Here is an 11,742-nt window from a genome sequence, read left to right on the forward strand (position 1 = left end):
GTGATCACCGGCCTGATCAAGGCCAACATCCCGACCCGCATCGCCTTCCAGGTGAGCTCGAAGATCGACTCGCGCACCATCCTTGACCAGTCCGGCGCGGAAACGCTGCTGGGCAACGGCGACATGCTCTACCTGCCGCCCGGTACCGCCATGCCCGAGCGCGTGCACGGCGCCTTCGTCAGCGACGACGAGGTGCACCGCGTGGTGGCCCACCTGCGCCAGAACAGCTCCGGCCCCGACTACATCGAGGGCGTGCTGGAGGAAGTGCAGTCCATGGGCGACGGCGTGGTCATCGGCCCCACCGGCCTGCCGGAGTCCGGCGGCGGCGCGGGCGACGAGTCCGACCCGCTGTACGACGAGGCGGTGAAGGTGGTCACCGAAACCCGCCGCGCCTCCATTTCCGGCGTGCAGCGGCGCCTGAAGATCGGCTACAACCGCGCCGCCCGCCTGATCGAGGCCATGGAAGCCGCCGGCATCGTCACGCCGCCCGAACACAACGGCGACCGCCAGGTCATCGCCCCGCCGCCGCCGCGCTGAGCCGCGCACAAGCGCGGTTCAGGCGCCGCCGGCAAGACTTGAATCCACCTCTCCACGCCCCGGTTCCCGCCCATGCGCCTGTTCCTGCTTTCCTGCCTCCTGCTCGCCGCCCCGCTGGCCCACGCCGGCGCCCGCGAGAAGCTCGACGCCTTCAGCGGCGGCGTGCAGGGCCTGTCGGCGCAGTTCCAGCAGCGTGTGTACGACCCCGAGGGCCGGCAGTCGGAATCGTCCAGCGGCTCGGTGGCGCTGAAGGCGCCGCGGCAGTTCCGCTGGGAATACACGCAGCCCTTCCCGCAGCTGATCGTCGCCGACGGCGACCACATCTGGATCCACGACCCCGACCTGGAACAGGTCAACGTACGCAACCAGAGCTACGAGGAGCAGGTGAGCCCGCTGGCGGTGCTGATCGACCCGGCCGAGCTCGACCGCCAGTTCACCGTGAAGGACGGCGGCGCCGGCCAGGGTCTGGAATGGCTGGAACTGATCCCGCGCAAGCCCGACGACGCGCCGTTCGAGCGCGCCCGGCTGGGCTTCGACGCCGCCGGCCTGGCCATCATGGAAATGCACGACGGCCTGGGCCAGCGCACCGAAGTGCGCTTCACCGGCTGGAAGCGCAACCCGGCCTTCGCGGCGGGCACCTTCACCTTCACCCCGCCGCCGGGCACCGACGTGGTCGGTGACGTCTCCGAGGGCGCCGAGGTCATTCCCCTCGCCGAGTGAGCGGGGGGATTAGAATGCGGGCGTGACCCGCAAGAAACCCGCCAGCGACTCCCTGTTCCAGCCGCCCGAGGGCCTCAAGCCGCTGGCCGAGCGCATGCGCCCGGCCACGCTGGACGACATGGTGGGCCAGCGCCGGCTGCTGGCGCCGGGCAGCGCGCTGCGGCGCGCGGTGGAAGCCGGCAACGTGCACTCGATGATCCTCTGGGGCCCGCCCGGCTGCGGCAAGACCACGCTGGCCCTGCTGCTGGCCCGTTACGCCGAGGCCGAGTTCGTCGCCATCTCCGCCGTGCTGTCGGGCCTGCCCGAGGTGCGCCAGGTGCTGGCCGCGGCCGGCGAGCGCTTCGCCCAGGGCCGGCGCACCGTGCTGTTCGTGGACGAGGTGCACCGCTTCAACAAGGCCCAGCAGGACGCCTTCCTGCCGCACATCGAGCGCGGCAGCATCCTGTTCGTCGGCGCCACCACGGAAAACCCCAGCTTCGAGCTCAACTCGGCGCTGCTTTCGCGCTGCCGCGTGCACGTGCTGGAAGCGGTGTCGGTGGACGACATCGTCGAGGCCCTGCGCCGCGCCCTGGCCGATGAAACCCGCGGACTGGGCGGGCAGGGCGTGCGCGTCGCCGACGAACGCCTGCGCGACATCGCCGGCGCCGCCGACGGCGACGTGCGGCGCGCGCTGACCCTGCTGGAGATCGCCGCCGAGCTGGCCGCCGACGAAGGCGGCGAAGTCACCGAGGCCACCCTGGCCCAGGTGCTGGCCGACCGCACGCGCCGTTTCGACAAGCAGGGCGAGCAGTTCTACGACCAGATCTCGGCCCTGCACAAATCCATGCGCAGCTCGAACCCCGACGCCGCGCTGTACTGGTTCACGCGCATGCTCGACGGTGGCTGCGACCCGGTGTACCTGGCGCGGCGGCTCACCCGCATGGCGGTGGAAGACGTCGGCCTGGCCGACCCGCGGGCCCTGCAGATGGCCATCGAGGCCTGGGAAGCCTACGAGCGCCTGGGCAGCCCCGAGGGCGAGCTGGCGCTGGCGCAGCTGGTGATCTACCTGGCCAGCACCGCCAAGTCGAACGCCGCCTACACCGCCTTCAAGGCGGCCCAGGCCGACGTGCGCGAATCGGGCACGCTCGAGGTGCCCATGCACCTGCGCAACGCGCCGACCAAGCTGATGAAGCAGCTCGGCTACGGCACCGGCTACCAGTACGACCACGACGCCCCGGGCGGCGTGGCGCTCGACCAGACCGGTTTCCCGGACGCCCTGGGCGAGCGCGTGTACTACGAACCGATGGAGCGGGGCATGGAAATCAAGCTCAAGGAAAAGCTCGACCGCCTGCGCGCCGCCCGCGCCGGCGCGCGCAAGCCCTGAGTCAGGGCGCCACGTCGGTGCGCAGCACCGGGTAGAGGTTGTAGCGCTCGTCCCACGAGGCGTGCCGGCGGTAGAAGAACTCCAGCCGCGCCTGCGGGTCGGCGGCGAAGGCCGGGTCGTCCTGCAGCCGCCTGGCGAAGGCCTCGGCCAGCGCCGGGTCTTCGGCCAGCATCTTGCGGGCCACGTCCTCGGCCACGTAGTCCTCCATGTATTCCTTGCGCTCGAAGGCGTTGTTGAATTCGCCCCAGGCCAGCAGGGAATCCGGCGCCTTCGGTTCCAGCAGTGCCATCACCACCCGGGCGCGGGGCTGGCGCAGCGGTACGTAGAGCGAACCGGCCGGCACGGCGCGGGTTTCCTTCGCCCACTCGCCGGTGACGGCCAGGGTCTGGTGGCTTTCGAGCGAGCCCGCGGAGAGTTGGGCCGTCTCGGCGCGGAAGGCTTCGACCTCGCGCTCACCGCCCGCGGCGATCTCCCGGAATTCCACGCCGTGCAGGCGCAGTTTCGCGCCCACGAAGGCGGCGTGTTCGGCGGGCACCAGGTAGCCGGCGCCCGGCGCGGCCACGGTGATGCTCGGCTGCACGTCGTCGCGCAGCGGGATACGCCAGATTTGCGGGGTGGATTCGTCGTAGCGGGTCATCAGCGCGCCCGACACTTCCGAAGGCGTGCGGGTGTAGGCGTAGCCGCGGAAGTCGATCAGGCGCTCATTCGGGCCGGCCGTGTAGGCCAGTGGTTGCGGTGCGCCATCGGGCCGGCCGGCGCGGACGTCGGCTTCGCGGGCCAGCCGCTGCCAGGCCTGGCCGTTCGCGGCGAGGCGCTCGAGCACCGACACCACCGTGTTGCGGGTGATGCGCACGCGATGCGGGTATTCGCGCCAGGAATGGGTTTCCACCAGCATGCCCAGCCGGTTGCGCAGCCAGAAATAGCCGGTGGAAAAGCGCGGCGGCGCCACGCCGTCGGCGAAGCCCGAGCTCGGGTCGTCGCCCACCACGAACGAGGGGTAGAAGGGCAGCGGCAAAGAGCCCTGCTTTTCCAGGTCGGCGATGACGCCGTCGCGCCAGGCGCGGCCGGCCTCGCGCAGGGCCGGGTCGCCGGCGTGCACGGGTTCGACCTGGATGGAGATGTCGTGTTCGAACTGGGCGCCGTCGGTGGCGTGCAGGTCCACCACGGCCAGCGGTTCCCAGGCCTGCACCAGGCCGAGCATGGCCTGCATTTCCGGCGAGTCGGCCTTGAGGTAGTCGCGGTTTAGGTTGTAGTTCTGCGCCGTGGTGCGCCAGCCCATTTCCACCGGGCCGCGCTGGTTGGGGCGGTTCCAGGCGCCGAAACGCTCGTGGCCGTCCACGTTGAACACCGGCACGAACACCAGCACGAGCTTGTCGAGCGCACCCTTGGCGGCCTTGCCTTCCAGCACCTCGCGCAGTGCCAGGAAACCGGCGTCCTTGCCGTCGATCTCGCCGGCGTGGATGCCGCCCTGCACCAGCACCACTGGCAGGTCCTGCGCGCGGGCGGCGGCGGGGTCGAGCGCGCCGCGGGTCGAGGCCACCAGCGCCTTCATGGGCCGGCCCTGGGGCGTGGTGCCGAAGTCCAGGCAGCGCACCGCGGCCGGGTAGGCCTTGGCGAAGTTATCGCAGAGCTTCACCACCTCGTCGTAGCGGCCGGTGCGGGTGAAGCCCGAGGCCTCGGACACCGTGCCCAGCCCGGGCGTGGCGGCGAAGGCCGGAGCGGCGGCGACGAGCAGCAGGCAGAGCAGGATGCGCATGGCGGGATTTCGTGCGGGAGACAGGCAGGCAGGGTAACCGCTGCGGCGCCGGCGACAGAAGCGCGCGCCATGCGCGCGATTGCCGTTAGCATGGCGGCATGCAAGAACGACCGGGCCCGCGATGAACTGGAACCTGCTCTGGCTGGTGATGGCCGGTGGCGCGCTGGGCGCTGGCACCAGGCACCTGATCGGCGGCTGGCTGCTTCGCCAGCTGGGCAACGGCCTGCCCTGGGGCACGCTGGCGGTGAACCTGCTGGGCAGCTTCGCCGCGGGCTTCCTGCTGGTGTGGCTGGAAGGCCGCGGCCCCAGCGTGCTTTACCTGCGCGCCTTCCTCATCGTCGGCGTTCTCGGCGGCCTCACCACCTATTCGGCGCTTATGCTCGAATGCCTGATGTACGCGCGCGGCGCGAAGCTGGGCGCGATGGCGGGTTACCTCGGCCTGACGCTGGCGGGCGGCTTCGCGCTGGTGTGGGCCGGCGCACGGCTGGCCGAGGCCATCCGCCCCGCGTGAAGCGCGCTCAGAAGCGCTCGGTCACCGGCAGGTAACGCCACTGCCCGGCCGGCATTTTCGCCAGGCCAATCCGGCCCAGCCGCAGGCGGCGCACGGCGGTGGCGCGCAGGCCCACTTCGTTGCACAGGTGCTGCAGCAGGCCCGGGCGCACGCCCTTGATGGCGAAGCGCAGGCGCTGTTCGTTCTGCCAGCTCACCTTGAACGGCGCCACCGGCCAGCCGTCGAACTGCGTGCCGCCGGTGAGGCGGTTCCAGCCGTAGGGCGCCAGTTCGCCTTCGACGTCGACGATGAATTCCTGCTCGAGCTTCGCGGCGTCTTCCTGCAGGCGGCGCAGCACGCGGCCGTCCTGGCTGAACACCATCAGGCCGCTGGCCTCGGTTTCCAGCAGCATGGCCGGCTGCAGGCGCGGGAAGTGGCGCTTGAGCAGGCGCCAGCCGGAGGCGTCCTCGGGCCAGCGGTTTTCCGGCACCAGAAGAGACAGCGCCGGGTTCGGGCCGTCGCCCGCGTCGAAGCCCGCCGGCTTGTGCAGCAGCATCGTGGCCGGCTCGGCCGGGTCGGGGCGGGCGCCGGGCAGCAGGGCCACCGTCTCGTCGGCGACCTTGTGCTGCGGCTCCTCGACCACCACGCCGTCCACCGTCACCCAGCCGCCCTGCACGTACAGCTCGGCCTCGCTGCGGGAGCAGCCGGTGAGTTCGACGACGCGCTTGGCCAGCCGGACGGCTTCGGTCATGGGGGTTCCAGGGCAGGGGAGGCGGGCGAGCATGCGCAGCGCCGCCGGGGATTGCCAGCCCGGGCGGGCGGGGTCCGCGGGCGGGGGATTTTCGTTGCACGCGCAGCCGGGCGGGCGCGATAATGCATCGCCCCGTTTCATTTCTGGAATGACCCCATGCTCGACCCGAACCTGCTCCGCGGCCAGCTCGCCGAGACCGCCGCGACCCTGAAGCAGACCCGAGGCTACGACCTCGACGTGGCTTCCCTCGAGCGCCTCGAGTCCGAACGCAAGGCCATCCAGACCCGCACGCAGGAGCTGCAGAACCTGCGCAACACGCGTTCCAAGGCCATCGGCATGGCCAAGGCCAAGGGCGAGGACACCACTGCGCTGATGGCCGAGGTGGCCGGCCTGGCCGACGAGCTAAAGGCCTCGGAAGCCCGGCTCGAGCAGATCCGCGCCGAGCTCGAGCGCATCACGCTCACGGTGCCGAACCTGCCGCACGCCTCGGTGCCGCAGGGCGCCGATGAAACCCAGAACCAGGAAATCCACCGCTGGGGCACGCCGCGCCAGTTCGACTTCGCTGTGAAGGACCACGTGGAGCTGGGCGAGCGCGACGGCTGGCTCGACGGCGACGCCGGCGCCAAGCTCAGCGGCGCCCGTTTCACCGTGCTGCGCGGCCCGCTGGCGCGCCTGCACCGCGCCCTGGCCCAGTTCATGCTCGACCTGCACACCGGCGAGCACGGCTACCTGGAAGCCAACGTGCCGCTGATCGTCAACGCCGACAGCATGCAGGGCACCGGCCAGCTGCCGAAGTTCGAGGAAGACCTGTTCGCCACCGAAGTGGGCGAGAGCCACCGCTACCTGATCCCCACCAGCGAAGTGCCGCTCACCAACCTGGTGCGCGACAGCATCGTCGAGGACGCCCAGCTGCCGGTGCGCCTGAGCGCGCACTCGATGTGCTTCCGCGCCGAGGCCGGCAGCCACGGCCGCGACACCCGCGGCATGATCCGCCAGCACCAGTTCGAGAAGGTGGAGCTGGTGTCGATTTCGCGGCCGGAGGAGTCCGACGCCGAGCACGAGCGCATGACCCGCTGCGCGGAGGTGGTGCTGGAGAAGCTCGGCTTGCCTTACCGCAAGGTGCTGCTGTGCACCGGCGACATGGGCTTCTCGGCCCGCAAGACCTATGACCTCGAAGTGTGGCTGCCCAGCCAGGGCACCTACCGCGAGATCAGCAGCTGCTCGAACTGCGGCGATTTCCAGGCCCGCCGCATGCAGGCGCGCTGGCGCAACCCGGCCACCGGCAAGCCCGAGCCGGTGCACACCCTCAACGGTTCGGGCGTGGCCGTGGGCCGCGCGCTGATCGCCGTGATGGAAAACTACCAGCAGGCCGACGGCAGCATCGAAGTGCCGGCCGCGCTGCGGCCCTACATGGGCAACCAGGAGCGCATCGGATGAACCACCCGGACCTCAACGACCTGCAGTTCTACGCCATGGTGGTCGAACACGGCGGCTTCGCCGCGGCCGAGCGCGCCCTGGGCGTGCCCAAGTCGCGGCTGAGCCGGCGCATCGCCCAGCTTGAAAGCGACCTCGGCGTGCGCCTGCTGCAGCGCTCCACCCGCAAGTTCGCCGTCACCGACGTGGGCCAGAGCGTCTACCGCCACGCCCAGACCATGCTCGCCGAGGCCCAGGCCGCGCGCGAGGCGGTGGACCGCGTCAGCGCCGCCCCGCGCGGCGTGATCAAGGTGAGCTGCCCGGTGGCGCTGGCGCAGGAGCTGCTGGCGCCGCTGCTGCCGGAATTCATGAAGAAGCACCCGCAGGTGCGCATCCAGCTGCACGTGAGCAACCGCCGGGTGGATGTGATCCAGGAAGGCTTCGACGTGGCCCTGCGCGTGCGCAGCCAGCTCACCGACGACGGCGAGATGGTGGCCCGCAGCTTCGGCCAGCTGCGCGAACTGCTGGTGGCCAGCCCGAAGTACCTCGACCGCACCGGCCGCCCGGCCACGCCGGCCGACCTGGCGGGGCACACCACGCTGAGCATGAGCGAGGACGACTCGCGCCAGCGCTGGACCCTGCATGGCCCCGACGGCCACGTGCAGAAGGTGGACCTGACGCCGGCGCTGATGGCGCAGGATTTCCCGCTGCTGCTGGCCGCCGCGCGCGACGGCCTGGGCGTGGTGCTGCTGCCGGAGCTGAGCTGCGCCGAGGCCATCCGCAAGGGCGAGCTCGAGGTGGTGCTGCCGGAGTGGAACCTGCCGCAGGGCATCTGCCACGCCATCTATCCTTCGCGCCGCGGCCTGCTGCCGGCGGTGCGCGTGTTCATCGACTTCCTGGCCGACCGCCTGCCGGCGCTCATCCAGGACAGCAAGCTCAAGTGCGGCACGCCGGGCGGCCCGGGTTGCCCGCCGTCGCCCTGAGCGCAGCGGTTTGATCTTCAGGAAGAGTGGCCGAGCGGTTTAAGGCACCGGTCTTGAAAACCGGCGAAGGGTCAAACCTTCCGTGGGTTCGAATCCCACCTCTTCCGCCACAAGTTGATATAAAACAGTGGCTTACGGCACAAGTTAGACTAAGCCCAACATTCTAGCCAACGTTCACCGCCGTTCGGGAGACCGACATGAGCAAGACGTACACCCTCGTCGACGGCCGGAAGGCTACCGCTGGTGATGGCGACGGCAGATTCCTTGCCGTTGATGGAGTTCCCCCGATGCGGCTTGTTCAAAGGGACAGCTGGAAGTTGGGCCGTAGGTGGGCGTCGTGATGAAGACCAGGCGAATCGAAGTCACCGACGAGGCCGGGGCCAGGACGCAAGTGCTCGAGCGCATTTCTCAGATCGATACCGGCAGCTTTGACGGCCCGGGATCGAAAGTCGGTCTCTCCACCTTTCATGGCCCGGATGGAGAGACCCTCAATTCCGATGGGGATGCCTTCGTCGGGATTCATTCGGGCAAGCGTTACAAGCGCGCATAAGCGAGATTCGGCTGCTGAGCCTTGGCTACAGTCTCACGCCATGAAAAGGCCTGGCGTCAGCATCGCGCCATGTCCGACAAGCCCAAACCCATCGAGCCCCGGGATTGCCCCGGGGTCACTCCGACCAGCTGGCCGATGCCACCGCCGTCCTACAACCCGGGGCCGCCTATCGTGGTCACGGTGCCGCCCAGGAAGCCCAGGCGGCGCCGGAAGTAGCTCAGAAGCGCCGCGCCACCGCTCGCTGGCCGGCGCGGAACATGTCGGCCCTGATCTGGTCCTGGGAGCGGCGGTCCACCTTGCCCTGGACATGGAAGGCAATGTTCTGCGTCACGCCGCCACGAATCGCTGCGGTCTCCCGTGCGGGCGTCACCATGCCGGCGCCCATGGGCCGCACCAGCTCCGGGCCTTCCTCGCCTACCAGATAGGCCTTGCCGGGGTACATGGGCCCGCCGTCGGCGCGCGGGCCACCGAAGGCGCTGAAGATGCTCCCCAGGAAGTCTCCGAAGCCGCCGCCGCCCTTGCTGCCCATGGCGCCGAACAGCTGGTCCGTCCACTGCTGCGCCATCATCCGGGCCAGCTGGGCAATGAAGGTATCGGCCAGGTCGGTGATCGCTTCCTTGCCGCCCTTGCGGAAGCTCAGCACCGCGGCGAGGTTGTCTTCGAAGGCCGAGCGCAGGTCGTCCAGGTTGCGGATCAGGCCCTCATTGGCGATGGCGTCCTCGAGTTCCTTCTGCGCCCTGATCTGCTCCTCGGTGGCCGCCACGTCGCGCAGACGGGCCTGCTCGAGGAGATCGAGCGAGGCGGCCAGTTCCTCCTGGCTGAGGCCGGCCAGCTCCGCCAGCGCGATGAGTTCATCCTCGCGGCGGATGTAGTCGAGTTGCACCTGGGCGAGTGGGCCCTCGAGCTCGGCCCGGAGGTTCTCGGTGGTGAGCAGGAAATCGGCCTGGGCGCGGTTGGCCTGGGCGATCTGGTCCTCCATATCCCGGGCGGCCTGCTCGGCGGCGCGGGCGGCCTCAGCCGCGGCCCGGTCGGCTTCACTGCGGCGGTTGCCGCCATCTTCGCCGAAGCCGGGGCCCGCGTTGATCACGACGGTCTCGCCATCGCGCATCGGCGTGCCGCGCGGTCGGCCACGGCCCGGGGCCGGCGGGTCGATCCACTGCACGACGCCGCCCGGCTCATTGGGCCCGGGGTCGATCCCGAGCTGCTGCCGGGCGCGCAGGGCCAGCTGGTGGTTGGCCTCGGCGAGCCGATCATTCTCGGCAAGGAGCTGGTCGATGTTCGCCTTGTAGGTGGTGCCCCCCATCGGGTCGAGCAGGAGGTTTTTCACCTCGCCCAGGATGGCCAGGCGGTTGCTCATCATCTCGATGCTGTTGCCGGCGCCCTTGGCGATGTTGCCGATGCCGCGGATCGCGTCGGCCAGGTCGCGCGCCACCTCGACCATGCCGCCGCCCTCGCGGATGGCGTCAGTGAGCGAGTTGGTCAGCTCGATGATGTCGGGCAGGAGTTCGGTGGCCAGCGTCAGCGCCAGGCCGTCGGCCACGCTGCGCAGGTCGCTGAGGCGGTCGTTCAACTCCTCGGCGTCCTTGCCGGCGCCGGTGGACAGTTCCAGCCCCAGCCGGCGCGCGCGCTCCTCGAGTTCGGCGATGCCCTCGGCCCCGGTGTTGAGCAGCGGGATCAGGTTCGAACCGGAGCGCCCGAAGGCCTCCATGGCGATGGCCGACTTGTCGGCGCCGTCGGGGAGCTTGGCCAGTTCGCCGGCAATCTCGCGGAAGACCTCGCCGGTGTCGCGCAGGGTGCCATCGGCATTCTGGAACTCGATGCCCAGGCGCTTGAACAGGTCGATGTTGCGCTCGGCGCCTTGGGCGGCATCGGCCTGGAACCGGGTCAGGCGGCCCAGGCCGGCCTGCAGTTCGCTCAGCTCCACGTCGGCCAGCTTGGCCGCGTACCCGAGGGTCGAGAGGGATTCGGTGGTGACGCCGATCTTCTGGGCGGTCTTGCTCAGCTCGTCGGCCTGGTCGACGGCGCGCTTCACGCCGGCCCCGATGGTCACCATGGCGCCCACCACGGCGGTGGCGGCGACGGCCATGCCCTTCTGGATGTTCTCGCCCATGCGCTGCAGCCGGCGCTCGATGGCCTTGGCGCGCTTGTCGCCCTCGCGCTCGGCTTGCGTCATGCCCTTGGTGAAGCCGCCGACCTTGGCGACCAAGTCCACCGTGAGCGTCCCCAGACTCCTCGCTGATGCCATGCTCAGCCTCGCTTGATCGTGTTGTGGTGGTACAGGAAGGCCCGGACGTTCTCCGGGTCGTTGCTCGCGTAGAGGAAGCTCCCGCGGGCGTCAAAGAGGGCGAGCTGGCCGCACCATCGCCGCGCCTGTTCCTGGTCGCGTGCCTCGCGCAGCTTCAGGCCCTCGCGCGCGGTCATGCTCTTGAGCTGCTCGGTGTTGATCGTCATGCGGGTCGGCTCCTAGTTCGGCCGGCCTTCGGCCAGCACCTGCACTTCGATTCGCTCGACGGCGCCGCCCGGGAAGGTCAGGACCAGCGTGACGCGCTCGGGCGTGTTGGCCTCGGCGTTCACCTCGAGCGGGATGGCGTCGTGACGGCGGCAGGCGGCGGCAACCTCGGAGCGCGCCTGCTCACGGATCGCCGCCGCCGCCATGCGCGGCCACTCAGGAGGGCAAATCAGCAGCCGCGCCCCTCCAAACTCGTCGTGATCAGCTGCCACGGGCATCCCTCCCGGCCTTCACCATGAGCTGCCAGTCGCCGCTACTGCCCGGCACCGCGCGCGTGGGCCGCACCGCGTGCCAGGCGCTTCCCTGGTGCGTCACGATGTGGCCGCGCTCGTAGTCGCCCGAGGGCTGGTAGACACCGACGTACTTGATGCCGTGGGCCTCCAGGGCCTCCACGCGGTCCACCAGGTCCGAGAGGCGCAGCAGGGTGGCGTGGGCCTCCTTGCTGGCCGCCAGGGCCTGCAGGAGCGCCACCGATGCCAGATCGTCCTTCGATGCCTTCTTGAGCAGCGTCCGGTGGTCTTCGGTGGCGAGCTTCAGGCTCGCCTTCATGATCTGCTCGGCGTCGATGCCGCCCTTGGTGCTCTTCTTGAGGCCTGCCATGTCGGGCCCCGAGTTAGAAGTTCGCGCCGGTGAGCACCACCACCGCGTTGGAGCGGGCCCGCTTCCAGTT

The 11,742-nt window shown here is 70.1% G+C and carries 13 protein-coding genes and 1 tRNA gene; 8 read left to right on the plus strand and 6 right to left on the minus strand.

The window, feature by feature from the left end; genetic code table 11:
- The 3 genes from ACE3Q2_RS12950 to ACE3Q2_RS12960 form a co-directional block, all read left to right on the plus strand.
- Positions 1–537 (plus strand): DNA translocase FtsK (locus tag ACE3Q2_RS12950; RefSeq protein ID WP_374474423.1); only part of this gene is annotated, 537 nt, incomplete at its 5' end.
- A 72-nt stretch (positions 538–609) separates the two neighbouring features.
- Positions 610–1,257, plus strand: coding sequence for an outer membrane lipoprotein chaperone LolA (gene lolA, locus ACE3Q2_RS12955; protein ID WP_374474424.1), 648 nt, complete (start codon positions 610–612; stop codon positions 1,255–1,257).
- Positions 1,258–1,351: 94 nt separating this feature from the next.
- Positions 1,352–2,620 (plus strand): replication-associated recombination protein A, encoded by a 1,269-nt coding sequence (locus ACE3Q2_RS12960; protein WP_374474434.1) that lies wholly within the window; start codon positions 1,352–1,354, stop codon positions 2,618–2,620.
- A 1-nt stretch (position 2,621) separates the two neighbouring features.
- Here ACE3Q2_RS12960 and ACE3Q2_RS12965 read toward each other — a convergent pair whose 3' ends face one another.
- The gene (locus ACE3Q2_RS12965) at positions 2,622–4,376 is read right to left on the minus strand and encodes a M14 family metallopeptidase (protein WP_374474425.1); all 1,755 of its coding nucleotides are present in this window, start codon (positions 4,374–4,376) and stop codon (positions 2,622–2,624) included.
- Between the two features lie 121 nt (positions 4,377–4,497).
- On the opposite strand from ACE3Q2_RS12965, the gene ACE3Q2_RS12970 reads away from it, so the two are divergent.
- Positions 4,498–4,887: a CrcB family protein gene (locus ACE3Q2_RS12970; RefSeq protein ID WP_374474426.1), complete on the plus strand. Its 390-nt coding sequence runs from the start codon at positions 4,498–4,500 to the stop codon at positions 4,885–4,887.
- Positions 4,888–4,894: 7 nt separating this feature from the next.
- On the opposite strand, the gene ACE3Q2_RS12975 is transcribed toward ACE3Q2_RS12970, so the two are convergent.
- Positions 4,895–5,617: an rRNA pseudouridine synthase gene (locus tag ACE3Q2_RS12975; protein ID WP_374474428.1), complete on the minus strand. Its 723-nt coding sequence runs from the start codon at positions 5,615–5,617 to the stop codon at positions 4,895–4,897.
- 156 nt (positions 5,618–5,773) lie between these two features.
- Here ACE3Q2_RS12975 and serS point away from each other — a divergent pair, with 156 nt between their 5' ends.
- The 4 genes from serS (at position 5,774) to ACE3Q2_RS12995 (ending at position 8,563) form a co-directional block, all read left to right on the plus strand.
- Complete coding sequence (gene serS / locus ACE3Q2_RS12980) at positions 5,774–7,054, plus strand: serine--tRNA ligase (protein WP_374474429.1); 1,281 nt, start codon at positions 5,774–5,776, stop codon at positions 7,052–7,054.
- The gene (locus ACE3Q2_RS12985; RefSeq protein WP_231693943.1) at positions 7,051–8,013 is read left to right on the plus strand and encodes a LysR family transcriptional regulator; all 963 of its coding nucleotides are present in this window, start codon (positions 7,051–7,053) and stop codon (positions 8,011–8,013) included. Before serS ends, ACE3Q2_RS12985 begins: the two co-directional genes overlap by 4 nt.
- Positions 8,014–8,033: 20 nt before the next feature.
- A tRNA-Ser gene (locus ACE3Q2_RS12990) sits at positions 8,034–8,123 on the plus strand.
- A gap of 230 nt (positions 8,124–8,353) precedes the next feature.
- Positions 8,354–8,563 carry a hypothetical protein gene (locus ACE3Q2_RS12995; protein WP_374474430.1) on the plus strand — a complete coding sequence of 70 codons (210 nt, stop codon included), beginning with the start codon at positions 8,354–8,356 and terminating at the stop codon, positions 8,561–8,563.
- A 217-nt stretch (positions 8,564–8,780) separates the two neighbouring features.
- On the opposite strand, the gene ACE3Q2_RS13000 is transcribed toward ACE3Q2_RS12995, so the two are convergent.
- Genes ACE3Q2_RS13000 through ACE3Q2_RS13015 form a run of 4 tightly spaced genes read right to left on the minus strand, consistent with a single transcriptional unit; the run spans position 8,781 to position 11,672 of the window.
- The gene (locus tag ACE3Q2_RS13000; RefSeq protein ID WP_374474431.1) at positions 8,781–10,775 is read right to left on the minus strand and encodes a phage tail tape measure C-terminal domain-containing protein; all 1,995 of its coding nucleotides are present in this window, start codon (positions 10,773–10,775) and stop codon (positions 8,781–8,783) included.
- 35 nt (positions 10,776–10,810) lie between these two features.
- Positions 10,811–11,014, minus strand: coding sequence for a hypothetical protein (locus ACE3Q2_RS13005; RefSeq protein ID WP_374474139.1), 204 nt, complete (start codon positions 11,012–11,014; stop codon positions 10,811–10,813).
- A gap of 12 nt (positions 11,015–11,026) precedes the next feature.
- Positions 11,027–11,218 carry a hypothetical protein gene (locus tag ACE3Q2_RS13010; protein ID WP_374474137.1) on the minus strand — a complete coding sequence of 64 codons (192 nt, stop codon included), beginning with the start codon at positions 11,216–11,218 and terminating at the stop codon, positions 11,027–11,029.
- A gap of 55 nt (positions 11,219–11,273) precedes the next feature.
- Positions 11,274–11,672: a hypothetical protein gene (locus ACE3Q2_RS13015; protein ID WP_374474432.1), complete on the minus strand. Its 399-nt coding sequence runs from the start codon at positions 11,670–11,672 to the stop codon at positions 11,274–11,276.
- Positions 11,673–11,742: the final 70 nt, after the last annotated feature.

It is taken from the genome of Arenimonas sp., from assembly GCF_041913985.1.
Taxonomy (GTDB): domain Bacteria; phylum Pseudomonadota; class Gammaproteobacteria; order Xanthomonadales; family Xanthomonadaceae; genus Arenimonas.

Bases quoted from the DNA above. Each gene is read 5' to 3' on its own strand.
- lolA (WP_374474424.1), top strand. From the start codon at position 610: ATGCGCCTGTTCCTGCTTTCCTGCCTCCTGCTCGCCGCCCCGCTGGCC.
- ACE3Q2_RS12960 (WP_374474434.1), top strand. From the start codon at position 1,352: ATGCGCCCGGCCACGCTGGACGACATGGTGGGCCAGCGCCGGCTGCTG.
- ACE3Q2_RS12965 (WP_374474425.1), bottom strand. From the start codon at position 4,376: ATGCGCATCCTGCTCTGCCTGCTGCTCGTCGCCGCCGCTCCGGCCTTC.
- ACE3Q2_RS12970 (WP_374474426.1), top strand. From the start codon at position 4,498: ATGAACTGGAACCTGCTCTGGCTGGTGATGGCCGGTGGCGCGCTGGGC.
- ACE3Q2_RS12975 (WP_374474428.1), bottom strand. From the start codon at position 5,617: ATGACCGAAGCCGTCCGGCTGGCCAAGCGCGTCGTCGAACTCACCGGC.
- serS (WP_374474429.1), top strand. From the start codon at position 5,774: ATGCTCGACCCGAACCTGCTCCGCGGCCAGCTCGCCGAGACCGCCGCG.
- ACE3Q2_RS12985 (WP_231693943.1), top strand. From the start codon at position 7,051: ATGAACCACCCGGACCTCAACGACCTGCAGTTCTACGCCATGGTGGTC.
- ACE3Q2_RS12995 (WP_374474430.1), top strand. From the start codon at position 8,354: ATGAAGACCAGGCGAATCGAAGTCACCGACGAGGCCGGGGCCAGGACG.
- ACE3Q2_RS13005 (WP_374474139.1), bottom strand. From the start codon at position 11,014: ATGACGATCAACACCGAGCAGCTCAAGAGCATGACCGCGCGCGAGGGC.
- ACE3Q2_RS13010 (WP_374474137.1), bottom strand. From the start codon at position 11,218: ATGGCGGCGGCGGCGATCCGTGAGCAGGCGCGCTCCGAGGTTGCCGCC.
- ACE3Q2_RS13015 (WP_374474432.1), bottom strand. From the start codon at position 11,672: ATGGCAGGCCTCAAGAAGAGCACCAAGGGCGGCATCGACGCCGAGCAG.